The organism is Pseudomonas sp. H3_E04, assembly GCF_054668915.1.
Genome location: NZ_CP162797.1, coordinates 1,590,305 through 1,611,436, shown reverse-complemented (window position 1 = coordinate 1,611,436; position 21,132 = coordinate 1,590,305). Strand labels below are relative to the sequence as shown.

Here is a 21,132-nt window from a genome sequence, read left to right as displayed (position 1 = left end):
GTCGCTTTCTTCGCTTGCATCGGCCTGAGCGCCGGGCAAGGCTACGAACGGAAGTGATATTTCCTATGCGTGGATATGTTTTTACTTACACAACGATGGCATGGCTGATGGCAGTCACGCTGATGATGAGCGGAGCGACAAGCATGGCAAGCAGCCTCAGACTCGAAGAACCCTCGGCATTCGCCGGGCGCTGGCAGGCCACATTGAGCGGCCACAACGACACCGCCGAAACGCGCTCGCTGCAGGACAAACCGTCGAACACTTGCCTCGTCGAGCTTGCGCCGGACCAGACCTTGGGCGCCGGCGCCGATTGCCTGGGCGCGTGGTTGAGCGAAGCGCCGATCGGCTGGTTTCCAGAGCCAGATGGCATTTCCATCACTGGCAAGGAAGGTTCGAGAATTGCCTTTTTCAGCCGTCAGCGTAATGGCGTTTATACGCAAACATTGACTGCAGGACTGCTTATTACGCTAGAGCGTACGGCGCAGTAAGCAGCGTCTGGTAGTTGCGATGAGTTGATATAAGGCAGCGAGTACAGGTTATAAGCGCAACGCCTGATCAACTTGTTATGAAATTGTAAGCGCTACTTGCAAGTCATCTTTGAGCAGGTGGGCGGAATCTCAATGGAATGCTCGTCCGTTAATGACGAGACTATGAATTCAGGAAGAATCAATGAAGATGGCGAGGTCTCCGGCCGCTCCGTTAGTCAAGGCACTGGGCGACTATAAAAGCATTCTGATCAGCGTCGGTTGTTTCACTGCGCTGATCAACGTGTTGATGCTGGTGCCGTCCATTTACATGCTGCAAGTCTATGACCGGGTGCTGTCGTCGCAGAATGAAACCACCCTGGCAATGCTGTCGTTGATGGTGGTCGGCTTCTTCGCTTTCATCGGCCTGCTGGAAGTGATCCGCAGCTTTATCGTCATCCGTATCGGCAGTCAGCTCGAGCGGCGCTTCAATCTGCGCGTTTATCAGGCGGCGTTCGAGCGCAATTTGTTCAAGGGCGAGGGCAACGCCGGACAATCGCTGGGTGACCTGACCCATATCCGCCAGTTTGTCACCGGCCCGGCGCTGTTCGCCTTCTTCGATGCGCCGTGGTTCCCGGTCTATCTGTTTGTCATCTACCTGTTCAACGTCTGGCTCGGCGTGCTGGCGACGGCGGGCGCGCTGTTATTGATCGGGCTGGCCTGCCTCAACGAATACATGACCAAGAAGCCGCTTGGCGAAGCCGCCGGGTTTTCCCAGCAGTCCAGCCAGTTGGCCACCAGCCATTTGCACAACGCCGAAACCATTCAGGCGATGGGCATGCTCGGCTCGCTGCGCAAACGCTGGTTTGCGGTGCATTCACGTTTTCTCGGTTTACAGAACCAGGCCAGCGACACCGGCGCGGTGATCAGTTCACTGAGCAAGACCTTGCGCCTGTGCCTGCAATCCCTGGTGCTGGGCCTGGGCGCGTTGCTGGTGATCAAGGGCGACATGACTGCGGGGATGATGATCGCCGGTTCGATCCTGATGGGCCGCGTACTGAGCCCGATCGATCAGTTGATCGCCGTGTGGAAACAGTGGAGCGGGGCGAAGCTGGCTTACCGCCGTCTCGATGCGTTGTTGCAGGCGTTTCCACCCAGCGACGAGGCGATGGCACTGCCGGCACCGAAGGGCCAGATCACCTTCGAACAAGTCAGCGCCGGCCCGCCGGGGAAGCGTGCAGCCACTTTGCACATGGTCAATTTCAATCTGGGTGCTGGCGAAGTACTCGGCGTGCTTGGCACCTCCGGTTCCGGCAAATCAACCCTGGCCCGGGTGCTGGTCGGCGTGTGGCCAGTTCTGGGCGGCACGGTGCGACTGGACGGCGCCGATATTCATCGTTGGAACCGTGATCAGCTTGGTCCTTACATCGGTTATTTGCCGCAAGACATAGAGCTGTTCAGCGGCACCATCGCCGAAAACATCGCGCGATTCAGTGAAGCCGACGCGCAGAAAGTCGTCGCCGCCGCGCAACAGGCCGGTGTGCACGAGATGATCCTGCGCTTGCCTCAGGGCTACGACACGCAGCTGGGCGAGGACGGCAGCGGCTTGTCGGGTGGCCAGAAACAACGCGTGGCCTTGGCCCGCGCGCTGTACGGCACGCCGAGTCTGGTGGTGCTTGATGAACCCAATTCCAACCTCGACACCGTCGGCGAAGCGGCACTGGCCAGCGCCATTGCGCAACTCAAGGCGCAAGGCACGACGGTGATTCTGGTCACACATCGCTCTTCGGTATTGGCTCAGGCGGACAAACTGCTCGTGCTCAACGACGGTCATTTGCAGGCGTTCGGCGCGAGTCAGGATGTGCTCAAGGCACTTTCCGGTCAGCACGAACAGCAACGCGAAAAAGCTGCACAAACACCGGGCGGGCTCAGCATGAGCCGGCAGTATCAGCCCTCGACAAGGAATTCGGGTGTATGAGCAGCGTCAGCATGAACACGCAAAACGAAGCGAACATGGAACATGCCTACATCACCGAGCGCCCGGAACGCGACGCGAAATTCTTCGCGCGCATGGGCTGGATTCTGGCCATCGTCGGCGCTGGCAGTTTCTTCACCTGGGCGGCACTGGCGCCGCTGGATCAGGGCATTCCGGTGCAGGGCACGGTGGTGGTCTCGGGCAAGCGCAAGGCCGTGCAGTCGATGAGCAGCGGCGTGGTCAGCCGGATTCTGGTGCGCGAAGGCGAGATCGTGAAGCAGGGCCAGCCGCTGTTTCGCCTCGATCAGACGCAGGTCGCCGCCGACGTGCAATCGCTGCAGGCGCAGTACCGCATGGCTTGGGCCAGCCTCGCGCGCTGGCAGGCCGAGCGCGACAACCTCAAGCAAGTGAGCTTTCCGGCCGAGCTGAGCAACGATCCGGACCCGCGCCTGGCGCTGGTGCTGGAAGGCCAGCGGCAACTGTTCAGCAGCCGCCGCGAGGCGTTCTTCCGGGAGCAAGCGGCACTGCGCGCCAACATCGAAGGCGCCACTGCACAACTGGCAGGCATGCGCCGCGCGCGTAGCGACCTCAATACTCAGGCCAGTTCCTTGCAACAACAGTTGAGCAACTTGCAACCGCTGGCCGACAACGGCTACATCCCGCGCAACCGCTTGATGGACTACCAGCGCCAACTGTCGCAAGTGCAGCAGCAATTGGCGGAAAACACCGGTGAAAGCGGGCGCGTGGAGCAGGGCATCCTTGAATCGCGCCTGAAGTTGCAGCAGCACGGCGAGGAATACCAAAAGGAAGTGCGCACGCAACTGGCCGATGCGCAGCTCAAAAGCGTAACCCTGTCCGAACAGCTGACCTCCGCCGGTTTCGACCTGCAACACAGCGAGATCCTCGCCACCGCCGATGGCGTGGCGGTCAACCTCGGCGTGCACACCGAAGGCGCTGTGGTGCGTCAGGGCGAAACCCTGCTGGAGATCGTTCCGCAAGGCACCACCCTGGAAGTGGAAGGGCACTTGCCGATCAACCTGATCGACAAGGTCGGCACGCATTTGCCGGTGGACATTCTGTTTACCGCGTTCAACCAGAGCAAAACCCCGCGCGTGCCCGGCGAAGTCAGCCTGATCTCCGCCGACCAGATGGTCGATGAGAAAACCGGCGTGCCGTATTACGTGTTGCGCAGCAGCGTCAGCGATCAGGCCATGGAAAAGCTCAACGGTCTGGTGATCAAGCCCGGCATGCCGGCGGAAATGTTCGTGCGCACCGGTGAGCGTTCACTCCTCAACTACCTGTTCAAACCGCTGTTTGATCGCGCCGGTTCTGCGTTGACCGAGGAATAAGGATGTTCGGCTGTATGAAAAAGCTTTCCATACTGGGGGCCGCAGTGATGCTGCTCGCAAACCACTCGGCCATCGCGGCCATGGGGCCGTTCGAGATTTACGAACAAGCACTGCGCAATGATCCGGTGTTCCTTGGCGCGATCAAGGAGCGTGATGCCGGCCTTGAAAACCGCGTGATTGGTCGCGCCGGGCTGCTGCCTCGGATCGGCTACACCTACAACAAAGGCCGCAACTCGTCCAAGGCTACGTCTCTGGATGACCGTGCGCGCAACCGCACCGACGAGCGCAACTACAACAGTTACGGCTCGGCGCTGACGGTGCAGCAACCGCTGCTCGATTACGAGGCTTACGCGGCGTATCGCAAGGGCGTCGCGCAGTCGTTGTTTGCCGACGAAGCGTTTCGCGGCAAGAGTCAGGAGCTGTTGGTGCGCGTGCTGGACAACTACACCAAAGCCTTGTTTGCCCAAGACCAGATCGACATCGCCCAGGCGAAGAAGAAGGCCTACGAGCAGCAGTTTCAGCAGAACGAACACATGTTCAAGCAGGGCGAGGGCACGCGCACCGACATTCTCGAAGCCGAATCGCGCTATGAGCTGGCGACTGCCGAGGAAATCGAAGCGCGTAACGAGCAGGATGCGGCCCTGCGTGAACTGGGGGCGCTGGTCGGCGTGCCGGCAGTGGACATCAGCGATCTGGCGCCGCTTGGTCAGCAATTCCAGACCTTCATCCTGCAGCCGGCCAATTTCGATACCTGGCATGAACTGGCGATCAGCAACAACCCGAACCTCGCTTCGCAGCGGCAGGCCGTGGAGGTGGCGCGCTACGAAGTCGAGCGCAACCGCGCCGGGCACCTGCCGAAAGTCAGTGCCTACGCCTCGATGCGCGACAACGAGTCTGAAAGCGGCAACACCTATAACCAGCGCTACGAAACCAACACCATTGGCCTTGAAGTCAGCGTGCCGCTGTATGCCGGCGGCGGGGTATCGGCCTCGACGCGGCAGGCCAGCCGCACCATGGAACAGGCTGAATACGAACTGGATGGCAAGACCCGCGAAACCTTGATCGAACTGCGCCGACAGTTCAGCGCGTGCCTGTCCGGCGTGAGCAAATTGCGCGCTTATCAGAAAGCCTTGAAGTCGGCCGAGGCGCTGGTGGTCTCGACCCGACAAAGCATTCTGGGCGGCGAACGTACCAACCTCGACGCGTTGAACGCCGAGCAGCAACTGTTCACCACCCGCCGCGACCTGGCCCAGGCACGTTACGACTACCTGATGGCCTGGACCAAATTGCATTACTACGCCGGGACGCTGAATGAGCAGGATCTGGCGCGGGTGGACGAAGCATTTGTGGTCGCGCAACAGCCCTCACCCTGACCAAGGGGGGAACGGGCGATACCGCTATCAGCCCTGAACAAAACTACAAAAACGAGAGTGATGACCATGGACGTACGCATCAAACCGATTTCGCTCGGCACGCTGTTGCTGGTGACCTCGGCGACTCAGGCGCAATACCTGGAATCAGGCCAGCCCGGCGCCCCATCCAGTTGGCGCAGCGCCGAGTTCCTGCGTGACTGGGGTCTGCAACGCATGCAGGCCGATCAGGCCTACGCAGCCGGCAGCACCGGCAAGGGCGTGAAAATCGGCGCACTCGATTCCGGTTTCGATGCCGCCCACCCGGAATTCGCTGCCGATCGTTATCACCCGGTAACGGCCAGCGGCAGCTACGTCGATGGCTCCGCGTTCAACGTCGACGGCACGCTCAACCCGAACAACGACTCCCACGGCACCCACGTCGTCGGCACCATGGGCGCAACCCGTGATGGCAGCGGCATGCATGGGGTGGCGTACAACGCGCAGATCTACGTCGGCAACACCAACAAGAACGACAGTTTCCTCTTCGGCCCCAGCCCTGATCCGCGCTATTTCAAAGCGGTGTACGACAGCCTCGCCGATGCCGGGGTGCGGGCGATCAACAACAGTTGGGGGAGTCAGCCGCCGGATGTCAGCTATCGCACGTTGGCCGACCTGCACGCCGCCTACGCGCAACACTGGAACAAAGGCACTTGGCTGGACGCCGCTGCTGACGTTTCCCGGCGCGGCGTGATCAATGTGTTCAGCGCTGGCAACAGTGGCTACCCGAATGCCAGCGTGCGCTCGGCGCTGCCGTATTTTCAGCCAGATCTGGAAGGCCACTGGCTGGCGGTGTCCGGGCTCGATCAGAGCAATCAGCAGAAGTACAACCAGTGCGGCATCGCCAAATACTGGTGCATCACCACGCCGGGGGCGAAGATCGACAGCACCATTCCTGGCGGCGGTTATGCGATCAAGTCCGGCACCTCGATGGCGGCACCGCACGCGACCGGGGCCCTGGCGCTGGTGATGGAGCGTTATCCGTACATGAACAACCAGCAGGCGCTCGAAGTGCTGCTGACCACTGCCACCCAGCTCGATGGCTCAAGCACAGACGCACCGAACGAGCGCGTCGGCTGGGGCGTCGCCAATCTAAACCGGGCGATGCGCGGGCCGGGGCAATTGCTGGGTGCGTTCGATGCCAACCTAGGGGCAGGGCAGCGCGATGTCTGGAGCAATGACATCTCCGACAAGGCGCTGCTCCAGCGCCAGCGCGAAGACCTCGCCGAGCACAGCGCCTGGCAGCAAACCCTGCAGGACAAAGGCTGGCAGAACGGTGTTGCGGCCGGCGCCAGTCAGCAGGACCAGACCGATTACGCCGTCGGCATGCTCCGTGATGCGGCAGCGGCGAACCGGGTGTATCAAGGCAGCCTGATCAAGTCCGGCGCCGGGCAATTGTTGCTCAGCGGCGCAAACACCTATCGCGGCCCGACCACCGTCAACGGCGGTCTGCTGATCGTCAACGGTTCGCTGACTTCAGCGGTCACCGTCAACGACAGCGGCACCCTCGGCGGCTCGGGAAGCATCGGTGCGTTGACCGCCAACAGCGGCGGCCGGGTCGCACCGGGCAACTCCATCGGCACCTTGAGCGTCGCCGCTGATGTGACACTCGCCCCGGGCTCGACGTACGCCGTTGAGCTGTCGCCCACCAGCAGCGACCGCATTGTCGCCGGCGGCACGGCAACCGTGAGCGGCGCCAACGTCAGCCTGGCGCTGGAAAACAGCCCGACCTTGCTCAGTAGCGCCGAAGCGCAAAGCCTGCTCGGTCGTCAGTACAACATCCTGCAAGCGGCCGGTGGCGTGCAGGGGCAGTTCGCTGCGGTGGTGCCGAACTACCTGTTCATCGGCGGCGCCCTCGACTACGCCGCAAGCGGCATCCAGCTGAATATCCAGCGCAATGCCACAAGCTTCGCCAGCGTCGGGCAAACGCCAAACCAGCGTTCGGTGGCGGCGGCAGTCGAAGCGCTGGGCGCCGGCAATTCGGTTTACGAAAGCGTTCTTCGTGCGCCGACTCAGGCTTCGGCCCAGCAAGCCTTCCAGCAACTGAGCGGCGAGATTTATCCGGCACTGGGGACAATGCTGATCAACGACAGCCGCCAGTTGCGTGATGCGGTCGGCGAGCGGCTGCACGATCAATCGGCGACCCGCAGCAACGGCTGGATCAAAGCCCTCGGCGCCTGGGGCAGCACCGATTCCAGTCACGACACGGCCGGGTACAACACCTCGATCGGCGGTCTGCTGGCGGGTGTCGACGGCGCGCTCGATGAGCAGACCCGCATCGGTCTGGTCACCGGCTACAGCGATAGCTCCTTGAGCATGGGCTCGGGCACGCATTCCTCGGCGAAAGTCGACAGCTACCACCTTGGCGCTTACGCCGGACACGACATCGGCGCCTGGCGCTTGAGCAGCGGTGCGGCGTACAGCTGGCATCGCGGCGATGTGAAGCGCGATCTGCAATACGACGAGGTCAGCGCCAAGCAAAAAGCCAAGCTAGATGCGACCACCACCCAAGTCTTCGCCGAAGCAGCGTATCGCTTGCAGCTGCAACCTTTGGCGCTGGAACCGTTCGCCAACCTGACTTACCTGCATCTGGACACCGAAGGCTTCACTGAGAAGGGCGACGCCGCTGCGCTGAAAAGCGCTGGGGATCAGCGCGATGCAGTGTTGAGCACCTTGGGCGTGCGGGCGAGCAAAACCTTCAACCTTTCCAGCCAGCAAACGCTGGACGTCAGCGCTCGGCTCGGCTGGCAGCACAGCCTCAGCGATATTGAATCGCAGCAGCATTTGCGCTTTGCCAGCGGCGGCACGCCGTATTCAGTGGAGAGCTCGGCGCTGGTGCGCGATGCCGCACTGGTTGGCGTGCAGGCCAGTCTGGCGTTGAGCAAAGACGTGCGGGTCAACCTCGATTACAACGGCCAACTCGCCAGCCGCGAGAAGCTGCATGGCGTTGGGCTGAGTCTGAACTGGCAGTTCTGACACAGGATTTTTCGCAACATCACTAAGGAAGGTCGTGGATGGATAACAACAATACCCCCGCGCAATCGGATGGCCGCTTTGCCCTGAAAACCCTGACAGTCGCCATGCTGTGTGCCAGTGCGATGGCGCAGGCAGCGCCTTACGTGGAAAACGGCCGCAACGGCGATCCGTCGAGTTGGCGCAGCAGTGAATTCAAGGCCGACTGGGGCCTGGGGGCGATCGGCGCGGATTACGCTTACGCCGCTGGCTATACCGGCAAAGGCGTGAAGCTGGGGATCTTCGATCAGCCGGTCTACGCCGCGCATCCGGAGTTCTCTGGCAGCAACAAAGTCGTCACCCTGGTCACCAGCGGCATCCGCGAATACACCGACCCGTACATCCCGGTGAAGGCCGGCGATGCGTTTGTCTATGACGGTTCGCCCTCGGTCGGCTCCAACGGTAAGCTCGGCGCCCACGGCACTCACGTCGGCGGCATCGCGGCGGGCAGTCGCGACGGTGGGGTGATGCATGGCGTGGCATTCGGTGCGCAGATCATCAGCGCTGACAACGGCGACCCGGGGCCGGAAGACGGCATCGTGCGCGGTAACGACGGCGCGGTGTACAAGGCCGGTTGGGATGCGCTGATCGCCAGCGGAGCGCGGATCATCAACAACAGCTGGGGCATCGGCATCACCGACCGCTTCGACCTCGGCGGCCGCGATCCGGCGTATCCGCATTTCACCGTCAACGACGCGCAGTTGCAGTTCAACGAAATCCGCACCTTGCTCGGCACCAAACCCGGCGGCGCCTACGACGGCGCCATTGCCGCCGCACGCAGCGGCATCGTCACTATTTTTGCCGCTGGCAACGATTACAACCTGAACAATCCGGATGCCATCGCCGGCCTCGGCTACTTCGTCCCGGACATCGCGCCGAACTGGATCACCGTCGCCGCGTTGCAGCAGAACCCGGACACCGCCAGCGCCAATCCGTATGTGATCAGCACGTTCTCCTCGCGTTGCGGCTATACGGCGAGTTATTGCGTCTCGGCGCCGGGCACCAAGATCTACAGCTCGATCATCGAAGGCACCAACGCCGGCAACCTGACCACCAGCTACGCCAATTACAACGGCACGTCGATGGCGGCACCGCACGTCGCCGGTTCCATCGCCGTGCTGATGGAGCGTTTTCCGTACATGAGCGGCGATCAGGTCGCCAGCGTGTTGCGCACCACCGCCACCGACCTCGGCGCGCCGGGCATCGACGCCTTGTACGGCTGGGGCATGATCAACCTGCGCAAAGCCATCGACGGCCCGGCGATGTTCGTCACCGAGCAGGACATTCCGGAGGAATTCCGCGTGCAGGGCGCTTATGGCTCTGGCCAGTTCGTTGCTGACTTGCCGGGCATCGGCGCGATCATCGATCAGGGCAAACCGACCGAGCGCGTGTGCAGCGACATCACGTGCGGCCTCGACACTTGGCGCAACGACATCGGCGGCCATGGCGGTCTGACCAAGCAAGGTATCGGCACCCTGGTGCTGACCGGCAACAACACTTACAGCGGCCCGACGCTGGTCAATCAGGGCCGTTTGGCCATCAACGGTTCGCTGCAATCGGCGGTCACCGTCAACAACGGCGGCATCCTCGGCGGCAATGGCCGCATTGGCGCGCTGGCGGTGAGCAGCGGCGGTACGGTGGCGCCGGGCAATTCCATCGGCACCCTGAACGTGGCGGGTGACGTAACCTTCGCGCCGGGTTCGACCTACGCCGTAGAGCTGTCGCCGACCAGCAGCGATCAGATCGTCGCGGGCGGCAAAGCGGTCATCGACGGCGCCACGGTGAGCCTGTCGCTGGAAAACAGCCCGACCCTGCTCAGCACCGGCGAAGTGCAGAGCCTGCTCGGCACCCGCTACAACATTCTGCAAGCGGCGGGTGGCATTGAAGGGCGCTTCGGCCAGGTCTTGCCGAATTACGCCTTCCTCGGCGGCACTCTGGATTACTCGGCGGGCGGCATTCAGTTGGCGGTCGGGCGCAATGAGGCATCGTTTGCCAGCGTCGGGCTGACGCCGAACCAGCGCGCCGTTGGTGCGGCCGCCGAGCGTCTGGGCGCGGGCAACGCGCTGTTCGAAACCCTGTTGCTGTCGCCCAACGCGGCGTCGGCGCAACAGGCCTTTCAACAGTTGTCCGGCGAGATCCACCCGGCCATCGGCACGCTGCTGATCAACGACAGCCGCTACCTGCGCGAAGCCGTCGGCGAGCGTCTGCGTGAGCGTGATCTGTTCAACGCCGATGCGCCGACTGATGAGCGCAGCAACGTCTGGGTCAAGGTCCTCGGCTCGTGGGGCGAGAGTGACGGCGGCCATGACAATGCCGATTCCAACAGCTCCATCGGCGGGCTGCTGGCCGGTGTCGACGGGCTGATCGCTGAAGATACCCGTCTCGGTTTCGTCACCGGTTACAGCGACAGCTCGTTGAGCATGGGCAGCGGCACGCATTCGTCGGCGTCGGTCGACAGCTACCATTTGGGTGCATATCTGGGCCATGAGATCGACGCGTTGCGCCTGACCGTCGGCGGCGCCTACAGCTGGCATCGCATCGACGTCAAACGTGACCTGCAGTTCGGCGACGTCAGCGGCAAACAGAAAACCAAACGTGACGCGACCACCGCGCAACTGTTCACCGAGGCCGCTTACGATCTGGGCCTGCAACCGATGAACCTGGAGCCGTTCGCCAATCTGTCCTACGTGCACCTCAACACCGACAGCTTCACCGAGAAGGGTGACGCTGCCGCGCTCAAGGGTGGCGAAGACAACCGCGACGTGGTGCTGTCGACCCTCGGCGTACGCGCCAAGCGCAGCTTCGCCTTGTCGGATAAGCATCAGCTGGAACTGGGCGCCAGCCTCGGCTGGCAGCACAACCTGAGCAGCGTCGATGCCGACAGCCATCTGGCCTTCGCCAACGGCAACAGCGCGTTCACTGTGCAGAGCGTGTCAATGGATCGTGACGCCGCCGTGGTCGGCGTGCGCGCGGGTCTTGCGCTCAATCGCGACGTGCGGGTCAACCTCGATTACAACGGCCTGATCGGCTCGAACGAGAAGGATCACGGCGTCGGCCTGACCCTCGACTGGCAGTTCTGAGGCGTAACCGGCAGCGCTTCACGGGCTGCCGGTTTTTCCAAAAAAAGGAGCGCTGCACATGGGATTGTTCGATTACAAAAATCCAACTGTGCAGGAGATCCAACTGTGCAGGAGATCCAACTGGGCAGGAGATTTTAATTGTGCAGGAGATCCAAATGTGGGAGCGGGCTTGCTCGCGAAAGCGGTGTGTCAGTCAAGAAGGTGCCGTATGACACTCCGCTTTCGCGAGCAAGCCCGCTCCCACAGGTACTGCGTACACATGATATTTGAGGGTCATCACAAGATGTAATGAATGCTCCGGAGCCTCGCGCTCTGGCTGTGAGCTATCTCTGACAATTCCAACAACAAGAGAGGCAATGGCAATGGGTGTATACGACTACAAGAACTTCGGCACGGCCGAATCCGCAGCGCTGTTCAGCGATGCCATGGCGATCACGCTGTATTCCTATCACAACCTCGATAACGGCTTCGCCGCCGGTTACCAGCACAACGGCTTTGGCCTCGGCCTGCCGGCGACGCTGGTCACCGCGCTGATTGGCGGCACTGATTCGCAAGGTGTGATCGCCGGTATCCCGTGGAATCCCGATTCGGAAAAACTCGCCCTCGAGGCCGTGCAAAAGGCCGGCTGGACACCGATCAGCGCCGCGCAATTGGGCTACGACGGCAAGACCGATGCACGCGGGACATTCTTCGGCGAGAAGGTCGGCTACACCAGCGCGCAGGTGGAAATCCTCGGCAAGTACGATCCCCTAGGCCAACTGACTGAATTGGGCATCGCCTTTCGCGGCACCAGCGGCCCGCGTAAAATCCTCATCGGTGACTCGCTTGGCGACGTGATCAACGATCTGCTCGCGGCGTTCGGCCCGGCCGACTACGCGAAAAACTACGTCGGCGAAGCTTTCGGCAATCTGCTCGACGATGTCGTCGCATTCGCCCGGGCCAACGGCCTCAGCGGCAAGGACGTGCTGGTCAGCGGTCATAGCCTGGGCGGCCTGGCGGTGAACAGCATGGCTGACTTGAGCGCTGGCAAGTGGGGCGGCTTCTTTGCCGATTCCAACTACATCGCCTATGCCTCACCGACCCAGAGCAGCGGCGACAAAGTGCTGAATATCGGTTACGAAAATGACCCGGTGTTTCGGGCCCTCGACGGTTCAACGTTCAGCAGTGCCTCGGTGGGCGTGCACGATGCGCCGCATGCCTCGACCAGCGACAACATCGTCAGCTTCAACGATCACTACGCCTCAAATGCCTGGAACGTGCTGCCGTATTCGATCCTGAATATCCCGACGTGGATTTCACACCTGCCCACTGGCTACGGCGACGGCATGAGCCGTGTGCTGGAGTCGAAGTTCTACGACCTGACCAGCGGCGACTCGACGATCATCGTCGCCAACCTGTCTGATCCTGCGCGGGCCAATACCTGGGTGCAGGACCTCAACCGCAACGCCGAACCCCACAAGGGCAGCAGCTTTATCATCGGCAGTGACGGCAACGACCTGATCCAGGGCGGCAGCGGCAATGACTATCTGGAGGGCCGCGCCGGCAATGACAGCTTCCGTGACAGCGGCGGCTATAACGTCATTCTGGGCGGGCAGGGCAGCAACACCCTCGACTTGCAGCAGACGGTGAAAAACTTTGATTTTGCCAACGACGGCGCCGGCCACCTGTACATCCGCGATGCCAACGGCGGGATCAGCATCACCCGGGACATTGGCAGCATCGTCAGCAAAGAGCCGGGGTTTCTCTGGGGCGTGTTCAAGGACGACGTGCTGCACAGCGTCACTGCCAGCGGTTTGAAAGTCGGCAGTAATCTCACCGCTTATGAATCAAGTATTGGAGGCACGGCCGGCGCTGACACACTCAAGGCGCATACCGGCGGTGACTGGCTGTTCGGGCTGGAGGGCAACGATTATTTGCTCGGCGGTGCGGGCGATGACGTGTTTGTCGGTGGCGCTGGCAATGATCTGCTGGAATCGGGTGGCGGGGCGGATACGTTTCTGTTCAACGGCGCGTTCGGCCAGGATCGTGTGCTTGGCTATACGGCCAACGACAAACTGGTGTTTCTTGGCGTGCAGGGCGTGTTGCCGGGGGATGATTACCGTGCTCATGCGTCGGCGGTCGGACAGGATACCGTGCTGACGTTTGGTGGAGATTCAGTGACGTTGGTGGGGGTGGCGCTTGGGAGCTTGAGCGCCGACGGGGTTGTTATCGCCTGATGTTGGTGCGGGGCCTGTGCCGGCCCCTTCGCGAGCAGGCTCGCTCCGACACTGGATCTGTGTCGTTCACAAATCCCTACCAGGAGCTGCCGAAGGCTGCGATGTGATCGTTCCCACGCGGAGCATGGGAACGATCATTCAGGCAAAGTCAGTCTTCCTTGCGCACGGTCGCGACTTCATCGGCGCGAACCTTGACCTTGGCGCCGGAGATGTCTTCGAACTCATAGAAGCCATCTTCGGTCTCGGTCTTCGGCATGTCCTCGGTCAGGTACTGGGTGCCGTTCTGCAGCGTCACCACGGTCTGGGTCGAACAGCCGCCCAGCGCCAACAGGGCCGCGACTGCGACAGGAATGCCCAGCATCTTGATTTTCATACCCACCTCTGACTCCTTGCTTGAATGTGATTACGGGCATTGTCGGCCCTCTAACGCGGTTGGTGCCAGCAGCGGCGGAAAAGTTCGATGGCAGCGCGAAAAAATGCCATTGATCTTTTTCCGTTTGCGCCGGGCAGGGCTGAGCTGGTATCTGTACGCATAACCAGTGTTCGCTTGCCGTGGCTTTGAATTCCCGTGACCTCCAACCCTCTCGAAGATCCGTTCTATTACCTTAACAACTTCCGGCAAGTGCTTGATTGGCTTGGACTTCGCTATGCGGATGTGATGAGCGCGAGCGAGCACGGTTTCATCCGCGACTTCAATACGCTGCCGCAAGCCTCGCAGGGATTGCTGGTGCGTATGGTCATGCGCAAGGGCATTCACTTTCGCGCGAGCAAACTCAATTACCTGGAAATTGGCGACATTGGCGAAGCGGCGCGGCCGTTGCTCGATCATGGCTGGCTCGATGAACACGCGGATCTGACGCTGGCAGAACTGTTCGATGTCTTGCTCAAGGCCGAGCTCTTGCAAGCTTTCGGCGTGTTTATCGAACAGCCGAAAGGGCGCAAGGACGAGTGGCTGCCCGTGCTGGCCGAGCAGTTCAGCGAGGCGCAAACCCTGCGCGCCTGGGCGCCGCAACTGGCTGAACGGCTGTTCAGCCTGACCCTGATGGACCTGTGCGATCGTCTGCGCCTGATGTTCTTTGGCAATCTGTATCAGGACTGGTCGGAGTTCGTGCTGGCCGACCTGGGCATCTTCACCTATGAAAAAGTCGAGTTCTGCGCCGACTCCCGAGGCCTGCGCAGTCGCGAAGACGTCGATGCCTGTCTGTTCCTGCATCAGTGCCAGTTGCGCTTCGAAGCCGGGGAACCGCTGCAAGAGATCGTCGAACAGATCAACGCCGTGCAATTCGACAACCCGTGGCTGCACCGCCGACAAGCCAAGGCGTTGTTCCAGATCGGCCAATATGGCGAGCGCATCGGCGACTTTGCGCTGGCCCTGAGTGTTTACCGCGACTGCGCCTACCCGGGCGCGCGCTTGCGCATGATCCGTGTGCTCGAACGCTGCGGCGAATACGCGCTGGCGCTGGAGCTTGGCACGCTGGCCGAACAGGCGCCGCAGAGCGCGGCCGAGCAGCAAGGCTTGCAGCGCATTGTCCCGCGCCTGCGGCGCAAACTCGGTGGCCCGCCGCTCAAGCGTGCCAAGGCCAGAGAGGTCGAGCGCCTTGACTTGCACTTGCCGCGCACCGATCCGGCGCGGTCGGTGGAATTTCATGTACAAGCGCACTTGCATGCCGATGACGGCCCGGTGCATTACGTCGAGAACAGCCTGATCAATTCACTGTTTGGCCTGTTGTGCTGGCCGGCGATCTTTGCGCCGTTGCCGGGTGCGTTCTTCCACCCGTTCCAGCGCGGCCCGGTCGATCTGCTCAGCGAAGATTTCCTCGAGCGCCGCGCCGAGCTGTTCCAGGCCTGCCTGGGCGAACTCGACGACGGTCGCTACGTCGAGACGATCCGCCAGCGCTTCGTCGACAAGTGGGGCATTCAGTCGCCGTTCGTGTTCTGGGGCGCGCTCAATGAAGACTTGCTGGAGCAGGCGCTGGCCTGTCTGCCCGCCGACCACCTGAAACACTGGTTCAACCGATTGCTGCTCGACATCAAGGCCAACCGCGCCGGCATGCCGGACCTGATCCAATTCTGGCCGCAGCACAAGACCTACCGGATGATCGAAGTCAAAGGCCCCGGCGACCGCTTGCAGGACAATCAACTGCGCTGGCTGGAGTTCTGCCACGAGCACCAGATGCCAGTGGCCGTGTGCTACGTGCAATGGGCGGAGCAGAGCGCTTGAGTTACAGCATCGCCGTCCGTGCACTGTGCGAGTTCACCGCCAAGACCGGCGACCTCGACCTGCGTTTCACCCCGTCGCCGACGGCGCTGGAAGGTATTGTCGGCCATCGCACCGTGGCCTCGCGGCGCAGCGAGCAATACCAGAGCGAAGTGGCACTGCAAGGCGAGTTCGGCGAGTTGAAGGTCAAGGGCAGGGCGGATGGCTACGACCCGGCGCAAAACTGCCTGGAAGAAGTCAAAACCTATCGCGGCGACCTGAGCAAGCAGCCGGCCAATCACCGCCAGTTGCACTGGGCGCAGGCGAAAATCTACGGCTGGTTGATGTGTCAGAAACTGCAACTGCAGCAGATCAATCTGGCGCTGGTGTATTTCGACGTCGTCAGTGAAAAGGAAACCTGTCTGGTCGAATCCCACAGCGCTGAAGCGCTCCAGGTTTTTTTTGCGCAGCAGTGTGGTTTGTTCCTGCAATGGGCCGAGCAGGAAATGGCCCACCGCGAGGCGCGCAACCTGGCCGCGCAGCAACTGGCGTTCCCGCACGCGGATTTTCGTCCCGGCCAACGGCATCTGGCCGAGTCGGTGTTCAAAGCCGTCAGCACCGGCCGCTGCCTGATGGCCCAGGCGCCGACCGGCATTGGCAAGACCCTCGGCACGCTGTTTCCGATGCTCAAGGCCCTGGCGCCGCAGCAGCTGGACAAGGTGTTCTTTCTCACCGCCAAGACCCCGGGGCGCAAACTGGCGCTCGATGCCAGCCAGGTGTTGTTCAGGCAAGCGCCGGACTTGCCGCTGCGGGTGATGGAAATGGTCGCCCGCGACAAGGCCTGCGAACACCCGGACAAGGCCTGCCACGGCGAATCCTGCCCGTTGGCCCAGGGTTTTTATGATCGCCTGCCGGCTGCCCGCGAGTCTGCCAGCCATATCAACCTGCTCGATCAGGCGGCGATGCGTGCAGTCGCCGCGCAGCACAGCGTGTGCCCGTACTACCTCAGTCAGGAAATGGCCCGCTGGGCGGATGTGGTGGTTGCCGACTACAACTATTACTTCGACTTCAGCGCGCTGCTGTTCGGCCTCGCGCAGCTCAATCAGTGGAAAGTCGCGGTGCTCGCCGACGAGGCGCATAACCTGGTCGAACGCGGCCGGCAAATGTACAGCGCCAGTCTCGACCAGTTCACCCTCGCCAGCGTGCGCAAAACCGCGCCGGCAGCGCTGAAGAATGCCCTGCAACGGGTCAACCGCGAATGGAACGCGCTGCATGCGCCGCAACTGGCGGCGTATCAGGCGTACGACAAGGCGCCGGACAAACTCCTGCACGCCATCTCGCTGTGTTGCGCGGCCATTGGCGATTACCTCAACGAGCATCCGCAAGGCCTCGACAGCGGCCTGCAGAACTTCTATTTCGACTTGCTGCAATTTGCCCGGGTCGCCGAGCTGTACGACGAGCATTACCTGTTCGATATCAGCAAACGCGACCTCGACCGCAAGCGTCCGCTGTCGCAACTGTGTCTGCGCAACGTGGTGCCGGCGGCGTTCATCGGCCCGCGCCTGAGCGCGGCGCGCAGCAGCGTGCTGTTCTCGGCCACGCTGAGCCCGCGCAACTACTACGCCGACCTGCTCGGCACGCCCGCCGACACGGTGTGCATCGACGTCGAATCGCCGTTCAGCGCCGAGCAATTGCAGGTGCACATCGTCAGCCAGATCTCCACCCGCTTCAATCATCGGCAGGCTTCGCTGGAGCCTATCGTCGAGCTGATCGCGCGCCAGTTCAGCGAGCGCCCGGGCAACTATCTGGCGTTCTTCAGCAGTTTCGATTACCTGCAACAGGTCGCGACGTTATTGGCCGAGCGCCATCCGCACATCACTCAATGGCTGCAATCGCGGGGCATGGCCGAGAGCGCGCGGCAGGCGTTTCTCGACCAGTTCAGCGCTCACAGCCAGGGCGTCGGCTTTGCGGTATTGGGCGGCGCGTTTGGTGAGGGCATCGATTTGCCCGGTGCGCGACTGATCGGTGCGTTCATCGCCACGCTGGGGCTGGCGCAGCTCAATCCGGTCAACGAGCAGATGAAGCGGCGCATGGCCGCCATTTTCGGCGCCGGTTACGACTACACCTATTTGTACCCGGGAATGCAAAAAGTCGTTCAAGCCGCCGGGCGGGTAATTCGCACCCGTGAGGATCGCGGCACGGTCATGCTCATCGACGACCGCTTTGCCGAAAGCCGCATCCAGCAACTGCTGCCGCGCTGGTGGGCGATCAAAAGCGAACCGGCGCTTTTCAAATCGGCGGATTCACGCATACTTCAGCCCATGACAGTGGCTGGTGAGTGTGATGAGTGAAAACAACAGAACCGCAGCGATCGAAGACAGCCGTTGCCGGCTGCTGATCGACGCGGTTGTCGACTACGCGATCTACATGATCGACCCCGACGGTACCATCACCAGTTGGAACTCCGGCGCCAAACGTTTCAAAGGTTATGAAGAAGCCGAGATCATCGGCGAGCACTTCTCGCGCTTCTATACCCCTGAAGACCGCGCCAACGGCATGCCGCAACGGGCGCTGGACACGGCGATCCGTGAAGGTCGCTTCGAAGGCGAGGGCTGGCGCGTGCGCAAGGACGGCACGCACTTCTGGTCGCACGTGGTGATCGACCCGATCATCGACCCCAACGGCCAGTTGCTCGGTTTCGCCAAGATCACCCGAGACCTCACCGACCGCAAAATGGCCGAGGAAACCCTCAAGCAAAGCGAACAGCAGTTCCGCCTGCTGGTGCAGGGCGTCACCGATTACGCGATCTACATGCTCAGCCCCGAAGGCTGCGTCAGCAACTGGAACCAGGGCGCGCAGCGCATCAAGGGCTATCTGCCGGAAGAAATCATCGGCCAGCATTTTTCAATCTTCTACACCCCCGAAGACCGCGAACTCGGCGAGCCGCAGCATTCGCTGGAGATTGCCACCCGCGAAGGCCGCTTCGAGAACCGCAGTTGGCGGATGCGCAAGGACGGTACGCGCTTTCTCGCTCACGTAGTGGTGGATGCAATTCGCGGCGACACCGGCACGCTGCTCGGTTTTGCCAAGATCACCCGCGATGTCACCGAGGCGCACGAGGCGCAGCAGGCCCTGGAAAAAACCCGTGAGGCGTTGTTCCAGGCGCAGAAGATGCAGGCGATCGGCCAACTCAGCGGCGGTATCGCCCATGACTTCAACAACCTGCTGACGGTGATTCTCGGCAATCTCGAGATCGTGCAGAAGCGCATCGGTGACGCGCCGAAAATCGCTCGACTGCTGGAAAACGCCACCCAAGGCGCCTTGCGCGGTGTTTCGTTGACCCAGCGCATGCTGGCCTTCGCCCGGCGCCAGGAACTGAAGACCGAATCGGTGGATATTCCGCAACTGGTGCAAGGCATCACCGGGCTGCTGCGCAGTTCGTTGGGGCCGGGGATTCGCATCGAAACGCGCTTTCCCGACGATCTGCAGCCAGTGCTGGCCGATAGCAATCAGCTGGAACTGGCGATCCTCAATCTCGCCACCAATGCCCGCGATGCCATGCCCGAGGGCGGCACGGTGGTCATTCAAGCGCAAGCGGAAGTGGTGCTGGAACAAACTCATTCGACCCTGGCAGCGGGGCGTTACGTCTGCCTGAGTCTGATCGACAGCGGCGAAGGCATGGACGCCGCCACGCTGGCCTGCGCCCGCGATCCGTTCTTCACCACCAAAGGCCTGGGCAAAGGCACCGGGCTGGGCTTGTCGATGGTGCACGGCTTCATCGAGCAGTTGGGCGGGCGCTTTATTCTGAAAAGCGAGAAGGGCCAGGGTACGGCGGCCGAGCTGTGGATTCCGGTGGCGCTTGAGCGTACGGCCAGTCGCCCGGCGTACAGCAACGCCGCGCCGATTGCGGTGCCAAGACTGAGTGTGCTGGTGATCGATGACGATTCGCTGGTGCTGACCAGCACCAGTCTGCTGCTCGAAGACCTCGGCCACCGCGTCATCGGCGCGACCTCCGGCGCCCAGGCGCTGGCTTTGTTCGAACAGGGCGAAGTGATCGATCTGGTGATCACCGACATGGCCATGCCAAAAATGAGCGGCGCGCAACTGGCCCATGCTTTGCGCATGCTCAAGCCCGATCTGCCGATCATTCTCGCCACCGGTTACGCCGAACGCCTGGAGGGCTTCGCTGCCGATCTGCCGCGTCTGCCGAAACCATTCACCCAGTTGAATCTGGTGCAGATCATCGCCCAATCGATGAAGTGACGCGCTGGTCGATCCGGCTGAACTAGTGCTGATGCGTGCCTTTCCAAAAGTCTTGTTCACTTTTGGAGGGCACGTCTCTTGTCTCGCATATTGACCCAGCCAAGCGCTGTTGAAGAAGCCTTGGCCGAACACGACGCCAAGATGTTTGGCTCACCCAAGGAACGGCTGGATTTCTATCGCCGGGAAATCCAGTACGAAACCAGCATCCTCGCCAACCGCACCGACGCCTATCTGGCTGCGCAGTCGTTCCTGGTGATCGCTTTCGCCTCGTGCATGGCCAACCTCAATCCGGAGTGGGGCAAGATGTTCACCCTCGTCGTGCCGCCGTTTCTCGCGCTGCTCGGGGTGCTCAGTTCATTGAATGCCTGGCCGGGGATTCGTGCGGCTTACGACATCATCGATCACTGGCACTTCAAACAGAGCCAGTTACTGCACAGCGAACCAGTGATGGGCGCGGCGTACGATGAATCGCCGCTGTTCAGCGAAATGGAATCGAGCCACAAGGGCTATCGCAAGTCGCTGCTGTTCTCGGTGCGCACGCCTTGGATTTTTGCCACGTTCTGGGTGATGTTGGGGGTGTATGCGGTGTTTATTCAGGTGACCAATCCGTGAAGAGATCGGTCGGCAGGTGGCGGATGTCTTAAGCTTTGATCGGGTTTCCCCCTCACTGGCTGGAGTGAGGGGGCTGGTAACTTCTCATTACGCGGTTTCAAGCTCACGCCGCAAAGTAACAGCATTCTGCACCGCCGCCGGAATCGGCGGGAAATCCTCATTCAGCACACACAGATGATCGATCGCATCTTCAAATTTCGCATCGGCTTTCTTGCGCAGTGCCCGATATTGCTCGAAGCGTTCGAAGTCGGTCGGCGTCTGTTCCAGCAGCGCGTTGGCCGCTCGGTTCAGTTCGTGGGCTTCTTCGAACAGTTGACGATTGCGTTCCAGAGCCAGTGCTCTGCAAGCCTTGATTTGCGCAGGAGTCGAGCATTCGTTCATGACCGTGACCTTGTTTGTGTCGGGGTTCCGTTTAATAGGCTGTTCACCGCAGGGGAACCGAACCTGCCGGGCCGCGCTGGATGGTTGGCGCGGTTAAAGTTGTGACCCTTGGGTCGCGTCCGGCGATCCATTTTTTTGCAGAAAAATCTTCGATAATTTCCAGCGAAGCGCAGC

The 21,132-nt window shown here is 61.6% G+C and carries 13 protein-coding genes; 11 read left to right on the top strand and 2 right to left on the bottom strand.

Annotation, left to right across the window (positions count from 1 at the left end; genetic code table 11):
- Positions 1-65 precede the first annotated feature (65 nt).
- The 7 genes from AB4N53_RS07215 (at position 66) to AB4N53_RS07185 (ending at position 13,505) form a co-directional block, all read left to right on the top strand.
- Positions 66-488, top strand: coding sequence for an AprI/Inh family metalloprotease inhibitor (locus AB4N53_RS07215; protein ID WP_460125374.1), 423 nt, complete (start codon positions 66-68; stop codon positions 486-488).
- Between the two features lie 181 nt (positions 489-669).
- Complete coding sequence (locus tag AB4N53_RS07210; protein WP_460119380.1) at positions 670-2,442, top strand: type I secretion system permease/ATPase; 1,773 nt, start codon at positions 670-672, stop codon at positions 2,440-2,442.
- Positions 2,439-3,788, top strand: a complete 1,350-nt coding sequence (locus AB4N53_RS07205) for an HlyD family type I secretion periplasmic adaptor subunit (RefSeq protein ID WP_460119378.1) — start codon at positions 2,439-2,441, stop codon at positions 3,786-3,788. Before AB4N53_RS07210 ends, AB4N53_RS07205 begins: the two co-directional genes overlap by 4 nt.
- A 2-nt stretch (positions 3,789-3,790) precedes the next feature.
- On the top strand, positions 3,791-5,161 hold the full coding sequence (locus AB4N53_RS07200) for a TolC family outer membrane protein (protein ID WP_460119376.1): 1,371 nt from the start codon (positions 3,791-3,793) through the stop codon (positions 5,159-5,161).
- A gap of 66 nt (positions 5,162-5,227) precedes the next feature.
- Entirely contained in the window at positions 5,228-8,173 is a 2,946-nt protein-coding gene (gene eprS, locus AB4N53_RS07195) for an autotransporter serine peptidase EprS (protein ID WP_460119374.1), read from the top strand.
- A gap of 38 nt (positions 8,174-8,211) precedes the next feature.
- The gene (locus AB4N53_RS07190) at positions 8,212-11,289 is read left to right on the top strand and encodes an autotransporter domain-containing protein (RefSeq protein WP_460119372.1); all 3,078 of its coding nucleotides are present in this window, start codon (positions 8,212-8,214) and stop codon (positions 11,287-11,289) included.
- Positions 11,290-11,651: 362 nt separating this feature from the next.
- A complete protein-coding gene (locus tag AB4N53_RS07185; RefSeq protein ID WP_460125371.1) occupies positions 11,652-13,505 on the top strand; it encodes a polyurethane esterase in 1,854 nt (617 codons plus the stop codon).
- A gap of 148 nt (positions 13,506-13,653) precedes the next feature.
- Here the strand turns inward: AB4N53_RS07185 and AB4N53_RS07180 are convergent, their stop codons facing one another.
- The gene (locus AB4N53_RS07180) at positions 13,654-13,878 is read right to left on the bottom strand and encodes a YgdI/YgdR family lipoprotein (RefSeq protein WP_016774830.1); all 225 of its coding nucleotides are present in this window, start codon (positions 13,876-13,878) and stop codon (positions 13,654-13,656) included.
- 195 nt (positions 13,879-14,073) lie between these two features.
- On the opposite strand from AB4N53_RS07180, the gene AB4N53_RS07175 reads away from it, so the two are divergent.
- The 4 genes from AB4N53_RS07175 (at position 14,074) to AB4N53_RS07160 (ending at position 20,577) form a co-directional block, all read left to right on the top strand.
- Positions 14,074-15,726, top strand: a complete 1,653-nt coding sequence (locus AB4N53_RS07175) for a VRR-NUC domain-containing protein (protein WP_460119370.1) — start codon at positions 14,074-14,076, stop codon at positions 15,724-15,726.
- A complete protein-coding gene (locus tag AB4N53_RS07170) occupies positions 15,723-18,053 on the top strand; it encodes an ATP-dependent DNA helicase (protein WP_460119368.1) in 2,331 nt (776 codons plus the stop codon). The genes AB4N53_RS07175 and AB4N53_RS07170 overlap by 4 nt, the downstream gene beginning before the upstream one ends.
- Positions 18,046-19,965, top strand: coding sequence for a hybrid sensor histidine kinase/response regulator (locus AB4N53_RS07165; protein ID WP_460119366.1), 1,920 nt, complete (start codon positions 18,046-18,048; stop codon positions 19,963-19,965). The genes AB4N53_RS07170 and AB4N53_RS07165 overlap by 8 nt, the downstream gene beginning before the upstream one ends.
- Positions 19,966-20,043: 78 nt before the next feature.
- Positions 20,044-20,577: a hypothetical protein gene (locus AB4N53_RS07160; protein ID WP_016774826.1), complete on the top strand. Its 534-nt coding sequence runs from the start codon at positions 20,044-20,046 to the stop codon at positions 20,575-20,577.
- An 87-nt stretch (positions 20,578-20,664) separates the two neighbouring features.
- On the opposite strand, the gene AB4N53_RS07155 is transcribed toward AB4N53_RS07160, so the two are convergent.
- On the bottom strand, positions 20,665-20,958 hold the full coding sequence (locus AB4N53_RS07155; RefSeq protein ID WP_460119364.1) for a hypothetical protein: 294 nt from the start codon (positions 20,956-20,958) through the stop codon (positions 20,665-20,667).
- Positions 20,959-21,132: the final 174 nt, after the last annotated feature.

Bases quoted from the DNA above. Each gene is read 5' to 3' on its own strand.
- AB4N53_RS07210 (WP_460119380.1), top strand. From the start codon at position 670: ATGAAGATGGCGAGGTCTCCGGCCGCTCCGTTAGTCAAGGCACTGGGC.
- AB4N53_RS07185 (WP_460125371.1), top strand. From the start codon at position 11,652: ATGGGTGTATACGACTACAAGAACTTCGGCACGGCCGAATCCGCAGCG.
- eprS (WP_460119374.1), top strand. From the start codon at position 5,228: ATGGACGTACGCATCAAACCGATTTCGCTCGGCACGCTGTTGCTGGTG.
- AB4N53_RS07205 (WP_460119378.1), top strand. From the start codon at position 2,439: ATGAGCAGCGTCAGCATGAACACGCAAAACGAAGCGAACATGGAACAT.
- AB4N53_RS07165 (WP_460119366.1), top strand. From the start codon at position 18,046: ATGAGTGAAAACAACAGAACCGCAGCGATCGAAGACAGCCGTTGCCGG.
- AB4N53_RS07180 (WP_016774830.1), bottom strand. From the start codon at position 13,878: ATGAAAATCAAGATGCTGGGCATTCCTGTCGCAGTCGCGGCCCTGTTG.
- AB4N53_RS07200 (WP_460119376.1), top strand. From the start codon at position 3,791: ATGTTCGGCTGTATGAAAAAGCTTTCCATACTGGGGGCCGCAGTGATG.
- AB4N53_RS07215 (WP_460125374.1), top strand. From the start codon at position 66: ATGCGTGGATATGTTTTTACTTACACAACGATGGCATGGCTGATGGCA.
- AB4N53_RS07155 (WP_460119364.1), bottom strand. From the start codon at position 20,958: ATGAACGAATGCTCGACTCCTGCGCAAATCAAGGCTTGCAGAGCACTG.
- AB4N53_RS07190 (WP_460119372.1), top strand. From the start codon at position 8,212: ATGGATAACAACAATACCCCCGCGCAATCGGATGGCCGCTTTGCCCTG.